Here is a 19,171-nt window from a genome sequence, read left to right as displayed (position 1 = left end):
TGGGCAGGACGCCCTCGCCGAGGCGGGTGACGAACGCCACCCGGGTGCCGGAGGCCTCCTCCACGCCGCGCGCACTAGGCTCGGCCAGGTGAGCAACGGACCTTCTTTCCCCGACCTGCGTGGCGCTGCCACCGGTGTCGGATCGCTGCCCGGCACCGACGCGCGGGAGGCTGCCAGGACGTCCACCGGGGCGCTGGAGCGGCTGCCGTTCCTGCCCGAACTGCCCGCCCGAGGGCCGGGCGCCGACATGATCGGGCGCAGCGCCGGCCTGCTGGTCGAACTGTTCGCGCAGACCGAGCCCAGCGGTTGGCGCTTCACCGACCGCCCGGGCCGCGACACCCGGCGGGCCCGTGCCTGGCTCGGCGAGGACCTCGACGCGCTGGAGGAGTTCACCCAGGGCTACCAAGGTGCGCTCAAGGTGCAGGCCGTCGGGCCGTGGACGCTGGCCGCCTCGATCGAGCTGAAGTACGGCGAGAAGGCGCTCGCCGACCGCGGCGCCTGCCGTGACATCGCCGGCTCGCTCACCGAGGGGCTGCGCCGCCACCTCGCCGAGGTCCAACGCAGGATTCCCGGCGCGGAGGTCGTGCTCCAGCTCGACGAGCCCTCGCTGCCCGCGGTGCTGACCGGCGGAGTGAAGACCGCCAGCGGCTTCCAGCGGCTGCGCTCGGTCGACCGCCAGGTCGCCGAGGAGGCGCTTCGCGAGGTGATCCGCAGCGTCGACGTGCCGGTGGTGGTGCACTGCTGCGCGCCGGCCGTGCCGCTGCCGCTGCTGCGTCGGGCCGGGGTGGTCGGGGTGTCGCTGGACTTCTCGCTGCTGACGGAACGTGAGGACGAGGACCTCGGCGAGGCGATCGAGGCGGGCACCGTGATCCTCGCCGGTGTCGTCCCCTCCACTGACCAGGCAGTGTCGGACCCGGCCGGTAGTGTCCAGGGTGTCAGGACGTTGTGGCGCAGGCTCGGGTTCGCCCCGGAGCTGCTGGGTCGCCGTGTGCTGGTGACGCCCACCTGCGGGCTGGCCGGGGCCTCCCCGTCCTATGCGCGCACGGCTCTGTCACACAGCGTGAGGGCGGGCCAGAGCCTGGTGGACAACCCGGAATGAGAAGTTGACGGAGGGCTTGCGGTGGTGGCTGTCGAGGGCTGGGAGGACGTTCCGGCGGAGGTCCGCAGGCGGCACGCCGAGCTGGCGGCCGAGATCGAGGACCATCGCGCCCGGTACTACGAGCAGGACGCGCCGGTCGTCAGCGACGCCGAGTTCGACACGCTGATGCGCACGCTGGAGGGGCTGGAGGCCGAGCACCCGGGGCTGGTCACGCCGGACTCGCCCACCCAGCGGGTCGGTGGCGCGCCCACCGGGCTGTTCGCCCCGGTCGAGCACCGGGAGCGGCTGCTCAGCCTGGACAACGCGATGGACGACGACGAGCTCGCCGCCTGGGTCGAGCGCGTCGCCGCCGAGCTGGCCGGCATCGACTACCACTATCTCTGCGAGCTCAAGGTGGACGGCCTGGCCGTCAACCTCACCTACGAGAAAGGCCAGTTGGTACAGGCGGCGACCCGCGGCGACGGCCGGGTCGGCGAGGACATCACCGCCAACGTCCGCACCATCAAGGAGATCCCGCACCGGCTCAAGGGCGACGACGTCCCCGAGCTGGTGGAGATCCGGGGTGAGGTCTACTTCCCGACCGACGCCTTCGAGGCGCTCAACGCCTCGTTCGCCGAGGAGAACGAGCGCCGCCGGGTGGAGAACGAGGAGCGGGCCAAGGAGGGCAAGCGCCCCCGGGCGATGATCCGGCTCTTCATGAACCCGCGCAACGCCGCCGCCGGCTCGCTCCGCCAGAAGGACCCGCTGGTCACCGCCTCCCGGCCGTTGCACATGGTGGTGCACGGCATCGGCGCGCGGGTCGGCCTCGACATCGACAACCAGTCGCACGCCTATCAGCTGCTGCACGACTGGGGCCTGCCCACCGCCCGGCACAACAGGGTGGTGGGGAGCCTCGACGAGGTCCGCGCCTTCATCCGGCACTTCGGCGAGCAGCGGCACTCGGTCGAGCACGAGATCGACGGCGTGGTCGTCAAGGTGGACGAGATCGCCCTGCAGGGCCGGCTCGGCTCCACCTCCAAGTCCCCGCGCTGGGCGATCGCCTGGAAGTACCCGCCGGAGGAGGTCACCGGCACGCTGGCCGAGATCAAGATCGGCATCGGGCGGACGGGTCGGGCCACCCCGTACGCGGTGCTGGCCGAGCCGGTCAAGGTGGCCGGTTCGATGGTCCAGTACGCGACGCTGCACAACCAGGACGTGGTGAAGGCCAAGGACGTCATGCTGGGCGACACCGTGGTGCTGCGCAAGGCCGGCGACGTCATCCCGGAGATCCTCGGCCCGGTCTACGACCTGCGGGACGGCACCGAGGTGCCGTTCGTGATGCCCTCGCACTGCCCCGAGTGCGGCGAGGAGCTGCGCCCGATGGCCGAGGGGGACATCGACCTGCGGTGCCCCAACGCGCAGTTCTGCCCGGCCCAGATCCGCGAGCGGATCGCCTTCCTCGGCGGGCGCTCGGCGCTGGACATCGAGGGCCTGGGCTACGTCGCGGCGACGGCGCTGACCCAGCCGCTGGCCCCGGCCGAGGCGCCGGTGGGGAACGAGGGCGACATCTTCGGCCTGACGGTGGAGCAGCTGCTGCCGATCAAGGTGCTGGTGCGCGACCAGAAGACCGGTATGCCCAAGCTCGACGACGAGACCGGCGAGGAGAAGGAGGTGTTCTTCTTCGCCACCACCACCGGGGCGCCGAAGAAGAACACCGGGGTGCTGCTCGACAACATCGAGAAGGCCAAGGACCGCCCGCTCTGGCGCTTCCTCAACGGCCTCTCGATCCGGCACGTGGGCCCGGTGGCGGCCCAGGACCTGGCCAGGGAGTTCCGCGACCTGGACGCGATCTTCGCGGCGAGCGAGGAGCGGCTGGCCGCGACCGACGGCGTCGGCACGGGCACCGCGCGGTCGATCATCGAGTGGTACCAGGTCGGCTGGCACCGGGAGATCGTGGAGAAGTGGCGGGCGGCCGGCGTCCGCTTCACCGAGGAGGCCACCGAGGAGGAGGGCGAGCGTCCGCTGGAGGGGCTGACCGTCGTGGTCACCGGCACGCTGGCCGGGCACACCCGGGACGGCGCCAAGGAGGCGCTGACCTCGCGCGGAGCGAAGGTGACCGGATCGGTGTCCAAGAAGACCGATTTTGTGGTCGCTGGTGACAATCCTGGTTCTAAATACGACAAGGCCGTTCAGCTCGGGCTGCCGGTCCTGGACGACGCGGGCTTCACGGTGCTGCTGGAGCAGGGGCCGGAAGCGGCGCGCGGGCACCTGGGCCTGCCCGAACCGGAGGCCGCCGCCGAGGCCGCCGGGCAGGCGCCGGCCGAAGGATGACCCGAACGCGGGGCCGTTGAGTCCGTCTTGTTATCGTCCTGATGCAACGTCACCGGGTGCCGCGCGGTGAAAGCGGGCATTGTGTCACTGTGCGGCCCCCGAACGCGGTGGCGCGCTCCCGGTTGTCCGAAAGTCTGCCCGCCGGGTGGACCCCGGAATACCCTGGAGCGCAACAGAGTGTCAGCAGGGGTGGGGGCACCGGCTGAGCCGGTCTCCGCGGGGTCGCTCATGCCCGGCAGCTGCCGGCACCAGTACGGTGCCTCACCGTAAGGCGGCCTGACGGGGCGGGCCCGACGGAGGACAGGGCTTATGGATCGTACGACCGGCGGTGCGCCCACACGCCCGCCGCAGGGGGTGGCGGGTGCGGTCCTGCTGCTCGGTGTCCTGCTGGCCGGCGCCGCACCGCTCATCCCGCTGGCCGTCCTGGTCTACCGCTACGAGCCCGAGCTGCTTCCGCTGTTCGCGGTGCCGCTGGCCGTCCTGGTCGCGGCCTGGCGGATCGCCCGGGACCGGGCCCGGGACCAGCTCACCGACCCGCTGACGGACCTGCCCAACCGTCAGGCCCTGTTACTGGCCGCCCAGGAGGCCATCGCCGAGCACGAACAGGGGTACAGCGTCGGCCTCATCCTGCTCGACCTCGACCGGTTCAGGTCGCTCAACGACACGCTCGGCCACACCGCCGGCGACCGGCTGCTGGTGCACATCGCCCGCCGGCTGCACCGGGCCCTGCGCTCCGGCGCGTCCGGCGGCGCCGGCCGGGAGACGATCGACGACGTCTTCGCCGGAATGCCCCGGGACTACCGGCGCGGCCGCCCGATGGTGGCCCGGATGGGCGGCGACGAGTTCGCCGTCCTGCTGCCCGGCGTCGGCTGCCCCAACACCCTGGAGCGGATCGCCAAGGCGCTGATCGCCGAGCTGGCCGCGCCGATCCGCCTCGACGGGCTGCTGCTCGTCCTGGAGGCCAGCGCCGGTGTCTGCGTCTACCCGCAGCACGCCCAGGACGCCGAGTCGCTGCTGCGCCGCGCCGACGTGGCGATGGGCCACGCCCAGCGCGGCTGCACCTCCGTCGAGCAGTACGACGAGGCCCAGGACGCCGACACGCCGTACCGGATCGGGCTGCTCGGCGATCTGCGGCGGGCCCTGGAGACCGGCGAGGTGCAACTGCACTACCAGCCCAAGGTGGCCTTCGACGGCCGGGTGGTCGGGCTGGAGGCGCTGCTGCGGTGGGAGCGGCCCGGCCAGGGCAAGGTCTCGCCGGACGAGTTCGTCGGGCTCGCCGAGTCCAGCGGCCTGATGCCCCGGCTGACCGACTACGTGCTGGAGGCGGCCGTCGGCCAGCTCGCCTCCTGGCGCGAGCAGGGCCTCCAGGTGCAGGTCGCGGTGAACGTCTCACCGCGGGACGTGCTGAACCCCGGTTTCGCCCAGCGGGTCGCCGGGCACCTGGTCCGCCACCAGGTGCCGGCCCACGCGCTCCAGCTGGAGATCACCGAGCGGCTGCTGCTGGACGACTCCCGGCGGGCCGCCGACACCCTGGCCGAGCTGCGCGGCTACGGCGTCGGGATGTCCCTGGACGACTTCGGGACCGGCCACTCCTCGCTGGTGCGGTTGCGCAGCCTGCCGGTCGGCGAGCTGAAGATCGACCGCTCCTTCGTCTCCCGGATGGTCGCCGACGACCACGACGCGGCCGTGGTCCGTTGCTCGGTGGAGCTGGCCCACTCGCTGGGCCTGACCGTGGTGGCCGAGGGCGTGGAGGACGACGAGACCTGGGAGCGGCTGCACCGGATGGGTGTGGACGCCGTCCAGGGCTGGCTGGTCTCCGCGGCCCTGCCGGCCGAGCAGGCCACCGCCTGGCTCCGGGTGCACCGCACCGGCGCCCCGCCGGTCGAGCGCCTCACCGCGGCCGGACACCTGCCGCCGGCGATCCAGCCGGTGATAAAGCCGGGCATCCAGCCCGTGCTGCCGCCGGTCATCCCGCCGGTGCTGCCGCCGGTGGTCCAGGCGGTGCAGGCCGCCCACCTGGAGATCCAGACCCCGGGCACGCCGAGGTGGGCCCCGACGAGGCCCCAGTAGGGGGCCGGGGAGCGGGCCCGGGCCCGCTCCCGTCGCGGCGGTCGACCGCCGTGACCGGCCCCGGGGGACACTCGTTGGCCGGTGGCCGGGCCGGGCCCCATAGGATGGGGCCACAGACCAAGAGGACGGGAGCGCCGAGCCGGCTGCTCCTGCCCGGGCCCGGCACCGCCTGACCGCAGCGCCGGGTCTCACCAGAACTCACCCTTGAGGATCGCTGCATGCCTGGCATCACGCGCGAGGAGGTCGCCCACCTCGCTCGGCTGTCGCGTCTTGAGTTGCAGGCCGAAGAGCTGGACCACTTCGCCGAGCAGCTCGACGTGATCATCGGCGCGGTCGCCCGCGTTTCCGAGGTCGCCGGACAGGACGTCCCGCCGACCTCCCACCCGCTCCCGCTGACCAACGTCATGCGTGCGGACGAGGTGCGACCGTCGCTCACCCCGGAGCAGGCGCTGTCCGGCGCCCCCGCCGCCGAGGAGCAGCGTTTCCGTGTGCCGCAGATCCTCGGGGAGGACTGACCCAATGACCGACCTGATCCGTTACACCGCGGCCGAGACCGCGAGCGCCATCGCCAAGGGCGAGGTCTCCGCCGTCGAGGTCGCCCAGGCGCACCTGGACCGCATCGGCGCCGTCGACAAGAAGGTCAACGCCTTCCTGCACGTCGACACCGAGGGCGCGCTGAGCGCCGCCAAGGCCGTGGACGACAAGCGCGCCAAGGGCGAGGAGCTCGGCCCGCTGGCCGGCGTCCCGCTCGCGCTCAAGGACGTCTTCACCACCAAGGGCGTGCCGACCACCTGCGGCTCCAAGATCCTCGAAGGCTGGATCCCGCCGTACGACGCCACCCTGACCACGCGTCTCAAGGACGCCGGCGTGGTGATCCTCGGCAAGACCAACATGGACGAGTTCGCGATGGGCTCCTCCACCGAGAACTCCGCCTACGGCGCCACCGGCAACCCGTGGGACCTCAGCCGCATCCCCGGCGGCTCCGGCGGTGGCTCGGCCGCCGCGCTGGCCGCCTTCGAGGCCCCGCTGGCGATCGGCACCGACACCGGTGGCTCGATCCGCCAGCCCGGCGCCGTCACCGGCACCGTCGGCGTGAAGCCCACCTACGGGTCGGTCTCCCGCTACGGCCTGGTCGCGTTCTCCTCCTCGCTGGACCAGGGCGGCCCGTGCGCCCGCACCGTGCTCGACGCGGCGCTGCTGCACGAGGCGATCGCCGGCCACGACCCGCTGGACTCGACCTCGATCGACGCGCCCGTCCCGGCCGTGGTCGAGGCCGCCAAGCTGCGCGACGTGCGCGGCATGCGGATCGGCGTGGTCAAGGAGTTCGCCGGCGAGGGCTACCAGGCCGGCGTCATGCAGCGGTTCAACGAGTCCGTCGAGCTGCTGCGCGAGCTGGGCGCCGAGGTCGTCGAGGTCTCCTGCCCGTCGTTCACGCTGGCGATGCCCGCGTACTACCTGATCGCGCCCAGCGAGGCCTCGTCCAACCTGGCCCGCTTCGACGCGATGCGCTACGGCCTGCGGGTCGGCGACGACGGCACCCGCTCCGCCGAGGACGTCACCGCCCTCACCCGCGAGGCCGGCTTCGGCCCCGAGGTGAAGCGCCGGATCATCCTCGGCACCTACGCCCTCTCCTCGGGCTACTACGACGCCTACTACGGCTCGGCCCAGAAGGTCCGCACGCTCATCTCGCGCGACTTCGACGCCGCCTTCGCCGGCGTGGACGTGCTGGTCTCCCCGACCACCCCGACCACCGCCTTCCCGATCGGCGAGCGCGCCGACGACCCGCTGGCGATGTACCTGGCCGACCTCTGCACGATTCCGTCGAACCTCGCGGGCAACGCGGCCATGTCGCTGCCCTGCGGGCTCGCGCCGGAGGACAATCTCCCGGTCGGCCTGCAGATCATCGCACCCGCGATGGCGGACGACCGCCTGTACCGCGTGGGCGGCGCCGTCGAGGCCGCACTCAACGACAAGTGGGGGCACACCCTGCTGGAGGAGGCACCGGCACTGTGAGCAAGCTCGAAAAGGCGAAGGGCTTCAAGCACTCCAAGCCCGGCCTGTGGCTGTCCATCGGCACCAGCGCGTTCGGCGCGATCTCGATCGCCAAGGACGTGAAGAAGGCCCGCGGCGAGAACGACACGCTCAAGCTGATCAACGCCCTGGTCGGTGCCGCGGCCCTGGTCACCGGCACCGCCCTGCTGGTGCGCGAGCTGCGCCGACTGGGCGACGACGACGTGCTGCTGGGCTGAGAAAGCCCTCGGCCCGGCCGCGCGCCACCGTGCGCGGCCGGGCCCGTACCTCCACAGACTTTTAGCGAAGGGGACGCTGTGAGCGTCATGAACCTGGTCTCCTACGAGGACGCTCTCGCGTCGTACGACCCGGTGATGGGCCTTGAGGTCCACGTCGAGCTGGGCACCAAGACCAAGATGTTCTGCGGGTGCTCGACCGAGCTGGGTGCCGAGCCGAACAGCCAGGTCTGCCCGACCTGTCTCGGCCTCCCGGGCTCGCTGCCGGTGGTCAACGCCGTCGGCGTGGAGTCGGCGATCAAGATCGGCCTGGCGCTGAACTGCGAGATCGCCGAGTGGTGCCGGTTCGCCCGGAAGAACTACTTCTACCCGGACATGCCGAAGAACTTCCAGACCTCGCAGTACGACGAGCCGATCGCCTTCAACGGCTACCTCGACGTGCAGCTGGAGGACGGCTCGACCTTCCGGGTGGAGATCGAGCGCGCCCACATGGAGGAGGACACCGGCAAGTCCAGCCACGTCGGCGGCGCGACCGGCCGGATCCACGGCGCCACGCACTCGCTGCTCGACTACAACCGGGCCGGCATCCCGCTGATCGAGATCGTCACCAAGCCGATCGAGGGCGCCGGCGAGCGCGCCCCCGAGGTCGCCAAGGCGTACGTCGCCGAGCTGCGCGAGCTGATCAAGGCGCTGGGCGTCTCCGAGGCCCGGATGGACAAGGGCCAGATGCGCTGCGACGTCAACCTGTCGCTGCGCCCCAACGGCACCGCGAAGTTCGGCACCCGCTCCGAGACCAAGAACGTCAACTCGCTGCGGAGCGTCGAGCGGGCCGCCCGGTTCGAGATCCAGCGGCACGCCACGGTGCTGAACGACGGCGGCACGATCGTCCAGGAGACCCGGCACTTCCACGAGGAGGACGGCAGCACCACCGCCGGCCGGATCAAGGACAACGCCGAGGACTACCGCTACTTCCCCGAGCCGGACCTGGTGCCGATCGCGCCCGCCCGCGCCTGGGTGGAGGAGCTGCGCGCCGGGCTGCCCGAGCTGCCGCGGGTGCGCCGGGCCCGGCTGCAGGGCGAGTGGGGCCTGACCGACAAGGACATGCAGTCGGTGCTGAACGCCGGTGCGGTCGAGCCGATCCTGGAGACCATCGCCGCCGGCGCCCCGGCCGACCAGGCCCGCAAGTGGTGGATGGGCGAGCTGGCCCGCCGGGCCAACGAGACCGGCACCGAGCTGAGCGAGCAGCCGATCACCCCGGCGCAGGTCGCCCGGGTCACCGCGCTGGTCGCCGAGGGCAAGCTGAACGACAAGCTGGCCCGCCAGGTCATCGAGGCCGTGCTGGCCGGCGAGGGCGAGCCGGACGAGGTCGTCGAGAAGCGCGGCCTGGCCGTCGTCTCGGACGACTCCGCGCTCGGTGCCGCCGTCGACGAGGCCATCGCCGGCAACGAGGCGATCGCCGCCAAGATCCGCGACGGCAAGGTCGCCGCGGTGGGCGCGCTGGTCGGGGCGGTCATGAAGGCCACCCGCGGTCAGGCCGACGCGGCCCGGGTGAAGGACCTGATCCTGGAGCGCCTGGGCGTGGAGGGACAGTAGACGCGGTCTGGAGCGCCTGGGCGTGGAAGGGCAGTAGGCACTGCCTGGAGAAGCTCGGCGCCGGCCCGATGCGGCCAGGGATTCCAAGGCGTCTAAGGCTTTCTAAGGTGCCTTAGTTCGGTCAGGGCCCGGATTCACCCCCTAAGTGGGGTGGATCCGGGCCTTTGCCGTGTCCGGCGGCCGTTCCTAAGGCGCCGGCCGCCCGGAACATCGGGCAAGGTGCCGATGTGGCGCACCCCTCTGGGGGAGGAGTCTTTACCTCAGAACGAGAGACCACCACGAGGGGAAACACCGTGTTCGAGTACGAGCTCATCCAGCAGCAGGTACGGGAACTCCACGCCCGGGCCGACCACGAGCGCCTGGTGCGCGAGGCCAAGGCCGGCCGCCGCATCGTGCGCCGGCTGCCCGCCATCCGTGTCGAGCGGCGCGCCGCGCGTCTGACCGAGTGCTGACGGGCCGACACCCGGCCGGGGCCGGGACGGAGATGGAAGGGGAGGTGCGATCCAGCGCCTCCCCTTCCGGGCGTCCGGGGGCTGGGATAACAGATCGGCCCGGCCCGCTCGGTTATGGCATGCTCGCCTCCATGCAGCAGATATCGGTGAGTCCCGTCTTCGTCGGCCGTGGCACCGAGATCACCGAACTGACGGCGGCGCTGCGCCGGGCCGGGGAGGGGAAGCCGCAGACCGTCCTGGTCGGCGGCGAGGCGGGCGTCGGCAAGACCCGGCTGCTGGAGGAGTTCCTCGGCCAGTCCTGCGCGGACGCGGGCGTGGTCACCACCGTCGGCGGCTGTCTGGAGGTCGGCGCCGAGGGGCTGCCGTACGCGCCGCTGGCCACCGCGCTGCGCCGGCTGCACCGGGGGCTGGGCGCCGAACTGGAGGCCGCCGCCGCCGGCAGCGAGGGCCATCTCGCCCGGCTGCTGCCGGACTTCGGCGAGGCCGACGGCGAACCCAACGACGAGTACGGCCGGGCCCGGCTGTTCGAGCACACCGCGAGGCTGTTCGAGCGACTCGGCACGGACCGTACCCTCGTGCTCGCCGTCGAGGACCTGCACTGGTCCGACCGCTCGACCCGGGAGCTCCTCACCTACCTGGTCCGCACCCTGCACCGGGCCCGCGTGCTGCTGGTCGCCACCTACCGCACCGACGACCTGCACCGCCGCCACCCGCTGCGGCCCTTCCTCGCCGAGCTGGAGCGGCTGCGCACCGTCCAGCGGATGGAGCTGGCTCGGTTCGGCCCGGGCGAGGTGGCCGAGCAGCTGGCCGGCATCCTCGGCACCGCCGACCCCGACCACCAGCTGGTCGACCGGATCCACCGCCGCTCCGAGGGCAACCCGTTCTTCGTCGAGGAGCTCGCCACCGCCTTCCAGTCCGGCTGCTCGGCCGGGCTCACCGACTCGCTGCGGGACATCCTGCTGGTCCGGGTCGAGGCGCTGGACGAGGAGACCCAGCGGGTGCTGCGGATCGCGGCCGAGGGCGGCTCCTACGTCGAACACGCGCTGCTGGCCGCGGTGCTGGACGACGAGGAGCAGCTGATCGAGTCGCTGCGCACGGCCGTGGGCGCCAACATCCTGCGCCCGGACACCGACGGCGACGGCTACCGGTTCCGGCACGCCCTGGTCCGGGAGGCGGTCTCGGACGACCTGCTGCCCGGCGAGCGGCACCGGATCAACCGCCGCTTCGCCACCGCCCTGGAGCAGCAGCCGCACCTGGTCGGCTGCGACGTCCGGCCGGCCAGGCTGGCCAACTACTGGTACCACGCGCACGATCCGGCCCGGGCCCTGCCGACGGCCCTGGACGCCGCCCGGGCCGCCCGCCGGCGCAACGCCTTCGCCGAGCAGCTGCGGATGCTGGAGCGTGCTCTGGAGCTCTGGGACGAGGTCTCCGAGGACGTCCTGGCGCACACCCTGCGCCCCTACGACTGGGCCGAGACCTACCCGCCCTGTTCCTGTGACCTGGCGACGCACGACACGGACTGTGAGCGGCTGCAACTGGTCGACGTCCTCGCCGAGGCGGTGGTCGCCGCCCGGCGCAGCGGCGACCGCGAGCGCGGGCTGAGCCTCTCCCGGCGGGCGCTCAAGCTGGTCGACGAGAACAGGGACCCGGCCCGGGCCGCCTGGTTCCGGATGAACCGGGCCCGGATGTTCGGCCACCTCAACCGCTCCAAGGACCAGGACGAGGCGGCCTACGCCCGGCGGCTGGTCGAGCACCTGCCGCCGTCCGCGGTCCAGGCCGAGGTGTTCGCGCTGAGCGCCGGCATCGCCATGCTCAACAGCCCCACCGAGGAGAGCGTCGAACTCGCCGAGCGGGCCGCGGCGATCGCCCGCCAGGTGGGGGCGCACGCCGTCGAGCAGCACGCCCGGATGACGCTCGGCACCCTGCGCAACGACCTGGAGCACGACCCCGAGGCCGCCATCGCCGAGCTGACCGCGGCGCTCGCCGCCACCCGCGAACTCGGCGTCCCCGACCTCGTGCTCCGCGGCCTCAACAACCTGGCCAGCCTGCTGCAGACGCTCGGCCGCGCGGAGGAGGCCGTGACGCTCGCCCGTGAGGGCCTGGAGACGGCGGACGGCACCGGCCTGCTGCGCAACATCGGCACCCTGCTGCTCGGCAACCTCGCCGAGGCGCTGCTCGACCTCGGCCGGACCGAGGAGGCGGCCGAGCTGCTGGCCGGCGCCGAGCGGACCCAGCACCCGGGCAGTCACGCCGAGTTCCTGGACCGGCTGCGGGGCGAGCTGGCCCTGCTGCGCGGGGACCTCGCCTCGGCGGCCGGCATGCTGGCCCAGGCGCGGGCCTCCGACCGGATCTCCCAGTTCCAGCACTCGGTGCCGATCTCCCGGCTCGCGGTGCGGGTGGCCGCCCGCAGTGGCCGCCCGCTGGAGGCCCGGGCCGAACTGCTCGCCGTGATCGGGGGCCCGGTGCCCTCGGGGAACGAGGCCGCGCTCTACCCGCTGCTGGTGGACGGCGCCGCGGCCGAGGCGGACAGCCGGGGCCTGCCGGAGGCCGCCCCGGGTCGGGCCGGGGTACTGGCCCGGATCGCCGAGGTGGCCGCCCGGCTGAACCCCAAGGCGCCGCTGCACCACGGCTGGGCCCGCCTGCTGGAGGCCGAACTGGCCCGGGCCGAGGGGCTGGACACCCCGGCGCGGTGGACCGACGCCGTCGAGGCGCTGCGGCCGCCGGGGCTGCCCGGCCCGCTGGCGGCGGCGCTGCTGCGGGCCGGCGAGGCCCAGGTGCTGGCCGGCGACCGGGAGGCGGGGGCCGCGCTGCTCCGCGAGGCCCGGGCGCTGGCCCGGGTGCGGTCGGACACCGCGCTGCTGGCCGAGATCACCGGCCTGGCCGAGCGGGCCGGCCTGACGCTCACCGCCCGCGTCGTGGCACCCGCCGGACCGGCCCCGGTCGGCGAATCCTTCGGCCTCACCCCCCGTGAGCGGGACGTGCTCCGACTGCTCGCCCGGGGCCGTACCAACCGGCAGATCGCGGAGGAGCTGTACATCTCGCCGAAGACCGCGAGCGTGCACGTCTCCAACATCCTCGGCAAGCTGGCGGTGACCGGCCGGGGCGAGGCCGGCGCGCTGGCACACCGGTTGCGGCTCTTCCCGGACGATCTGGCGCCGGCCGGCCGCTGACCCGCACCGTCGCCCGCGACCACCGCCCGGACCGGTCCGGTCCGGACCGGCCGGTGGTCGCCGGACGCCATGGCGTGCTCCCGTGCGCGCCGCGTGCGCCCCGGTTCGCGCGCCCCCGCCAACCGGCCCGATCCGGCGGAATCAGGTGCATTTCCCTACTCCCTCACCATTACTCTAAGTTGAGTGTGCGTGTCATTGAGTGACCGAAGTGGTGTAGGGTCCCGAGTGGGAACATCGGTGCGGTGCGTCGGCCGGCAGGCCGCCCACCCCCTGGGCCACCGCCCTGACGGGGCGCCAGGCCACCGCGTACGGCCACCAGGTGCGCGGCCGGTGGCCCGTGGCCGGGGCGCCAGGCCCCGGGCCGGAGGGGGAGAGGCCGAGTGAGCTCCACCGATGCGGTGCTGCCCGGAGCCGGACGGTCGGGCGTACCGGACACCGACCTGTCCCGGTCCGCCCGACGCGGCCCGGTCCGCCGGCTGCTGTACAGCCGAAGCCTGCCGGGCACCGTCCTCGGCGCCCTCTGCCTGGCCTACGCACTGGGCGCGTCCCTCGGCTGGGGGTCGGGCCAACTGGCCGTCTTCATGGGGGACTTCGGTCTGGCTGCGGTCGCCCTCGCCGCCGCACTGTCCTGTCTCGCCTACGGCTGCACGGTCGGCGGCCACGCCCGCCCGGCCTGGCTGCTGTTCGGCCTCTCCTCGCTCGTCGTCGCGTTCGGCAACGGCACCTGGGGCTGGTACGAACTGGTCGAGCGCACCCCGCTGCCGCAGGACTCGCTCGCCGAGTACGTCTTCCTGCTGTTCGCCCCGCTGGCCATCACCGGTGTGCTGGTACTCGCCCAGCGCCCGCGCAGCGCCGCCGGCTGGCTCTGCCTGCTGCTGGACGGCTGGCTGGTGGCCGGTTCGCTGTTCACCCTGAGCTGGAGCCTGGCGCTGGGCCGCATCGCCGCCGGCGAAGTCGGCTCCCCGCTGCGCCTGGCGCTCAACCTGGCCTACCCGGTGCTGGACATCCTGCTGGTCAGCCTGGTGGTCGGGCTGCGCTTCGGCGGTCGCGACGGAAACCGGGCCGCGGTGCACACCGCGATGATCGGCCTCGCCGTGACGGTGCTCTGCGACGCCCTCTTCACCTCGCCGGACCTGCGCAGCAGCTACCACTCCGGGGAGCTGCTGGACGCCGGCTGGTTCGCCGGCAGCCTGCTGCTGGCCTGGGCGCCGTGGTCGCCGCGCTGGCGCCGGCCGCTGCGCGAGCACCCCTCGGTCGGCGGCCTGCCGCGCCGCCGGGTGGCCACCACGTTCAGCGCGCTCACCCCGTACGCGGCGGCCGCGGTCTGCACCGCGGGCATCCTCTACAACGCCCTCGGCGGGCGGACGTTGGACCGGGTGGTGGCGTCGGCCGCCTGTACCGTCGGCCTGGCGTTGATCCTGCGGCAGGGCGTGATGCTGCTGGACAACCTATCGCTGGCGCAGGAGCTGGCCCACAAGGAGGCGCACTTCCGCTCCCTGGTGCAGGGCTCCAGTGACGTCATCATGATCGCCGGCGCCAACGGCGTGCTCTCCTACGTCTCCCCGGCCGCGCTCGGCGTCTACGGGCGGGATCCGGAGGAGCTGGTCGGCGGCAATCTGCTGGACCTCGTCCACCCCGAGGACGTGGACCGGGTGCTGGCGGAGGTCCGCCGCTTCCTGGCCCGGGGCCGGCTCGCCGCGCACCGCTCGCCGGCCGCCGCCGAACCGTCCGCGGCCCGGGTGGAGTGCCGGATCAGCTCCGGCACCGGTGAGTGGCTGCACGTCGAGTCGACCGTCAACCGGTACCGCGACGGCCTGATCCTGAACAGCCGGGACGTCACCGAACGCGTGATACTGCAGGCCCAGTTGCAGCACAACGCCTTCCACGACCCGCTCACCGACCTGCCCAACCGGGCGTTGTTCGCCCAGCGGCTGAGAGCCGCCCTGGCCGCCCGCGGCCAGCAGGGCGGAGCAGGCGCAGGCGTCGCCGTGCTCTTCCTCGACCTCGACGGCTTCAAGGCGGTCAACGACAGTGCCGGCCACCAGGTCGGCGACGAACTGCTGGTGCAGGCCGCCCGGCGGCTGCAGGGCGCGGTGCGGAGCGGGGACACCGTCGCCCGGTTCGGCGGGGACGAGTTCGCGGCGCTGGTCTGCGGCCCGCTCGGCCGGCTGCAGGTCCAGGAGCTCGCCGAGCGGCTGCGGATCGCCCTCTCCGAGCCGTACTGGATCGGCAGCGCCGAACTCAGCGTCGCGGCCAGCATCGGCATCGCCTTCGGCACCCCCGAGCGGGGCCCGGCCGCCGACCCCCGGGCCGCCACCGACGAGCTGATGCGCAACGCCGACCTCGCGATGTACCGGGCCAAGTCCGAGGGCAAGGGCCGGGTGGTGCTCTACACCCCGGCCATGCGGGCCGACCTGGAGCGCCGCACCGAACTGGAGGAGCGGCTGCGGGTGGCCGTCCGCGAGGGCGGCTTCACGCTGCTGCACCAGCCGGTGGTGGACCTCGGCACCGGCACCGTCACCGGCGTCGAGGCCCAGGCCCGCTGGCGCTCGGCGCAGGGCCTGCTGCTCACCCCCGCCGAGTTCCTGCGCTCTGCCGAGCACGGCGACGCGGCCACCCGCTTCACCCGCTGGCTGATCCACGAGGCGGTGACGGCCGCCGCGCTGCGGCGCGGGCTGCCGGCCAGGACCCGGTCGGCGACTGCCCCGGTCCCGGTGTCGGTGCGGCTCTCGGCACAGCGCCTCTGCTCGCCGGGCATGTACGAGGCGGTGGTCGCGGCGCTGCGCGACACCGGGCTGCCGGCCGGCCAGCTGGTGGTCGAGGTGGCCCGGATGGGCCCGGACGCGTTGGCCGACGAACTCGGCCGCCGGCTGGCCGCGCTGCGCCGGCTCGGCGTCTCGACCGCGCTGGCCGGTTTCGGGGCCGGCAGCGGCTCGCTGGGCGCGCTGGCCAGGCTGCCGTTCGACAGCCTCAAACTGGACCGCACGCTGGTCCAGGACCTCGGCGAGTCGGCGCTCGGCCGGACGCTGGCCGGGCACGCGCTGCGGCTCGGCCGGGACCTCGGTCTGGTCACCGCCGCCGAGGGGGTCGACCTGCCGCGCCAGGTCGCCGTCCTCCAGGAGCTGGGCTGCCGGCAGGGCCAGGGTTCGGCCTTCGCCCCACCGCTGGACGAGACCCGGTTGCGGCGGGCGCTGGCCCGCCGGGCGTACCCGCTGCCGCGGCCGCTCGGCTCGCTCTCCGCGCGGCGCGCGTACCTGGCCACGGACACCCGGACGGGTGGCCGCGGCGAGCCCGGGGGAGGGCGTGTCGGACCGCACCACAGCCCCTCCGACCTGCCCGAACACCGGGCGGTGGCCGGTCCGGGGCATGGTCCGCATGGCGAGACTGTCGTCCCACCTGCTTGACAGTCGACCCCGCACGGGAGGAAGGTCGTTGCCATGCGCACCCGAATTCTCGTACTTGGCGGGCGCGTCGGCTGAGCGGGCCATGCCCGCTTGTGACAGACCGACGCGCCACCCCTCGCATGCCCTTGGCACGAGGGGTTTTTTGTTGCACTGACGCTGTTCCACTCCGCAAGACCACTGGCCCCGGCCGCCCGATTCCCCCTGATTCCGGAGGGAGAAGAGGGACGATTGGGGCAGAGCCGGCGATCGGCCCGACACGTGGGACCCCACCCTCCGGCACCCGGGCCCGCAACCACCCGGGTCGGCAGAACCCGAGAAGAGACAGGCAGATGACTGAGCACGCCGCATCCCCCCGCCGTGGGGACACCCCGGCCGCCCACGCTCCCGCTCCCCAGCACGTCGTCGAGACCATGACCGGCGCCCAGTCGCTCATCCGCTCGCTGGAGGCCGTGGGCGCGGACACCGTCTTCGGTATCCCGGGCGGGGCCATCCTTCCCGCGTACGACCCGCTGATGGACTCGACCAAGGTGCGCCACATCCTGGTCCGTCACGAGCAGGGCGCCGGTCACGCCGCCACCGGTTACGCCCAGGCCACCGGCAAGGTCGGGGTCTGCATGGCCACCTCGGGCCCGGGCGCGACCAACCTGGTGACCCCGATCGCCGACGCCTACATGGACTCGGTCCCGATGGTGGCGATCACCGGGCAGGTCGCCTCCAAGGCGATCGGCACCGACGCCTTCCAGGAGGCGGACATCTGCGGCATCACGATGCCGATCACCAAGCACAACTTCCTGGTCACCGACCCGGCCGAGATCCCCCGGGTGATCTCCGAGGCGTTCCACATCGCCGCCACCGGCCGCCCCGGCCCGGTGCTGGTCGACATCGCGAAGGACGCGCTGCAGGCCACCACCACCTTCCGCTGGCCGGCCGAGACCTCGCTGCCCGGCTACCGCCCGGTCACCAAGCCGCACGCCAAGCAGATCCGCGAGGCCGCGAAGCTGCTGGTGAGCGCCAAGCGCCCGGTGCTGTACGTCGGCGGCGGGGTGCTCAAGGCACACGCCACGGCCGAACTGCGGATCCTCGCCGAGCTGACCGGCGCCCCCGTGGTCACCACGCTGATGGCGCTCGGGGCCTTCCCCGACAGCCACCCGCAGCACCTGGGCATGCCCGGCATGCACGGCACCGTCCCGGCCGTCACCGCGCTGCAGAAGTCGGACCTGCTGTTCACCCTGGGCGCCCGCTTCGACGACCGCGTCACCGGCAAGCTGGACAGCTTCGCCCCCTACGCCAAGGTCGTCCACGCCGACATCGACCCGGCCGAGATCGGCAAGAACCGCCCGGCCGACGTGCCGATCGTCGGTGACGCCCGCGAGGTGCTCGCCGACCTGATCGTCGCCGTCCAGGCCGAGTTCGACGCCGGCCACCGCGGCGACTACGCGGACTGGTGGGTCAAGCTCGACGAGTGGAAGAAGACCTACCCGCTGGGCTACGAGCCGGCCCCCGCCGGTCAGCTCTCCCCGCAGCAGGTCATCGAGCGGATCGGCCGGCTGGTCGGCCCGGACGCGATCTACGCCGCGGGCGTCGGCCAGCACCAGATGTGGAGTTCGCAGTTCATCCAGTTCGAGAAGCCGGCCACCTGGCTCAACTCGGGCGGCGCGGGCACCATGGGCTACGCCGTGCCGGCCGCGATGGGGGCCAAGGCGGGCCGCCCGGAGACCGCGGTCTGGGCGATCGACGGCGACGGCTGCTTCCAGATGACCAACCAGGAACTGGTCACCTGCGCGCTGAACGACATCCCGATCAAGGTCGCGGTCATCAACAACGGTTCGCTGGGCATGGTCCGCCAGTGGCAGACCCTCTTCTACAACCAGCGCTACTCCAACACCGTGCTGCACGCCGGCCCGGACCACGACGGCATCGAGCCGCCGGCCCAGGGCACCCGGATCCCCGACTTCGTGCTGCTCTCCGAGGCGATGGGCTGCGTCGGCCTGCGCTGCGAGCGCCCGGAGGACCTGGACGCGGTGATCAAGCAGGCGATGGAGATCAACGACCGTCCGGTCGTCATCGACTTCATCGTCCACCAGGACGCCATGGTCTGGCCGATGGTCGCGGCCGGGACGAGCAACGACGAGATCCAGTTCGCCAAGGGCGTCCGGCCCGACTTCGGCGACGACCTCGACTGAAGCCCCACACTCCAGAACGACCAAGGGAACAGAGACCCCATGTCCAAGCACACCCTCTCCGTCCTGGTCGAGAACAAGCCCGGCGTGCTCGCCCGCATCGCCTCGCTGTTCTCCCGTCGGGGCTTCAACATCGACTCCCTCGCCGTCGGCCCGACGGAGCACCCGGACATCTCCCGGATGACGATCGTGGTCAACGTCGAGGACCTCCCGCTGGAACAGGTCACCAAGCAGCTCAACAAGCTCGTGAACGTGATAAAGATCGTCGAACTCGACCAGGCCGCTGCGATCCAGCGGGAACTGGTTCTGGTGAAGGTCCGCGCCGACAACGAGACGCGGTCGCAGATCGTCGAGATCGTCCAGCTGTTCCGCGCCAAGACGGTCGACGTGTCCCCCGACGCGGTGACCATCGAGGCCACCGGCAGCTCGGACAAGCTGGAGGCCATGCTCCGGATGCTGGAGCCGTACGGCGTCAAGGAGCTGGTCCAGTCCGGCCTGGTCGCCATCGGGCGCGGCGCCCGTTCGATCACCGACCGCTCGCTGCGCGCCCTCGACCGCAGCGCGTAGCGCGGTCGTCTCACCCCCTGAAGCACTGCCCCACACCCCGGCCGGGTCCACGTACCGTGGGAACGTACCCGGCAAGACCA

The 19,171-nt window shown here is 72.9% G+C and carries 12 protein-coding genes; all 12 read left to right on the top strand.

The window, feature by feature from the left end; translation table 11 throughout:
• The first annotated feature begins 88 nt into the window (after window positions 1–88).
• Window positions 89–1,099, top strand: a complete 1,011-nt coding sequence (locus AB0J08_RS35400) for a methionine synthase (RefSeq protein WP_360642299.1) — start codon at window positions 89–91, stop codon at window positions 1,097–1,099.
• 24 nt (window positions 1,100–1,123) lie between these two features.
• Entirely contained in the window at window positions 1,124–3,409 is a 2,286-nt protein-coding gene (gene ligA, locus AB0J08_RS35395; RefSeq protein WP_360642304.1) for an NAD-dependent DNA ligase LigA, read from the top strand.
• Between the two features lie 309 nt (window positions 3,410–3,718).
• The gene (locus tag AB0J08_RS35390) at window positions 3,719–5,479 is read left to right on the top strand and encodes a bifunctional diguanylate cyclase/phosphodiesterase (protein WP_360642297.1); all 1,761 of its coding nucleotides are present in this window, start codon (window positions 3,719–3,721) and stop codon (window positions 5,477–5,479) included.
• A gap of 218 nt (window positions 5,480–5,697) precedes the next feature.
• Entirely contained in the window at window positions 5,698–5,994 is a 297-nt protein-coding gene (gene gatC / locus AB0J08_RS35385; RefSeq protein ID WP_035797834.1) for an Asp-tRNA(Asn)/Glu-tRNA(Gln) amidotransferase subunit GatC, read from the top strand.
• A gap of 4 nt (window positions 5,995–5,998) precedes the next feature.
• Window positions 5,999–7,492 carry an Asp-tRNA(Asn)/Glu-tRNA(Gln) amidotransferase subunit GatA gene (gene gatA / locus AB0J08_RS35380; protein WP_360642295.1) on the top strand — a complete coding sequence of 498 codons (1,494 nt, stop codon included), beginning with the start codon at window positions 5,999–6,001 and terminating at the stop codon, window positions 7,490–7,492.
• The gene (locus tag AB0J08_RS35375) at window positions 7,489–7,728 is read left to right on the top strand and encodes a hypothetical protein (RefSeq protein WP_360642294.1); all 240 of its coding nucleotides are present in this window, start codon (window positions 7,489–7,491) and stop codon (window positions 7,726–7,728) included. Before gatA ends, AB0J08_RS35375 begins: the two co-directional genes overlap by 4 nt.
• Window positions 7,729–7,806: 78 nt before the next feature.
• Window positions 7,807–9,318 carry an Asp-tRNA(Asn)/Glu-tRNA(Gln) amidotransferase subunit GatB gene (gene gatB, locus AB0J08_RS35370; RefSeq protein ID WP_360642292.1) on the top strand — a complete coding sequence of 504 codons (1,512 nt, stop codon included), beginning with the start codon at window positions 7,807–7,809 and terminating at the stop codon, window positions 9,316–9,318.
• Window positions 9,319–9,611: 293 nt separating this feature from the next.
• Complete coding sequence (locus AB0J08_RS35365; RefSeq protein WP_360642290.1) at window positions 9,612–9,770, top strand: hypothetical protein; 159 nt, start codon at window positions 9,612–9,614, stop codon at window positions 9,768–9,770.
• Window positions 9,771–9,901: 131 nt separating this feature from the next.
• A complete protein-coding gene (locus tag AB0J08_RS35360) occupies window positions 9,902–12,940 on the top strand; it encodes an AAA family ATPase (RefSeq protein ID WP_360642288.1) in 3,039 nt (1,012 codons plus the stop codon).
• 476 nt (window positions 12,941–13,416) lie between these two features.
• Entirely contained in the window at window positions 13,417–16,344 is a 2,928-nt protein-coding gene (locus AB0J08_RS35355) for an EAL domain-containing protein (RefSeq protein WP_360642302.1), read from the top strand.
• 329 nt (window positions 16,345–16,673) lie between these two features.
• Window positions 16,674–18,527, top strand: coding sequence for an acetolactate synthase large subunit (locus AB0J08_RS35350; protein WP_360642286.1), 1,854 nt, complete (start codon window positions 16,674–16,676; stop codon window positions 18,525–18,527).
• Between the two features lie 39 nt (window positions 18,528–18,566).
• Window positions 18,567–19,091 (top strand): acetolactate synthase small subunit, encoded by a 525-nt coding sequence (ilvN, locus tag AB0J08_RS35345; RefSeq protein WP_360642284.1) that lies wholly within the window; start codon window positions 18,567–18,569, stop codon window positions 19,089–19,091.
• The last annotated feature ends 80 nt before the right edge of the window (window positions 19,092–19,171 follow it).

This window comes from Kitasatospora sp. NPDC050463, assembly GCF_040655255.1.
Lineage (GTDB): Bacteria > Actinomycetota > Actinomycetes > Streptomycetales > Streptomycetaceae > Kitasatospora.
The sequence above is the reverse complement of the archived record's forward strand: the minus strand, read 5'-3'. Positions and strand labels throughout refer to the sequence as shown.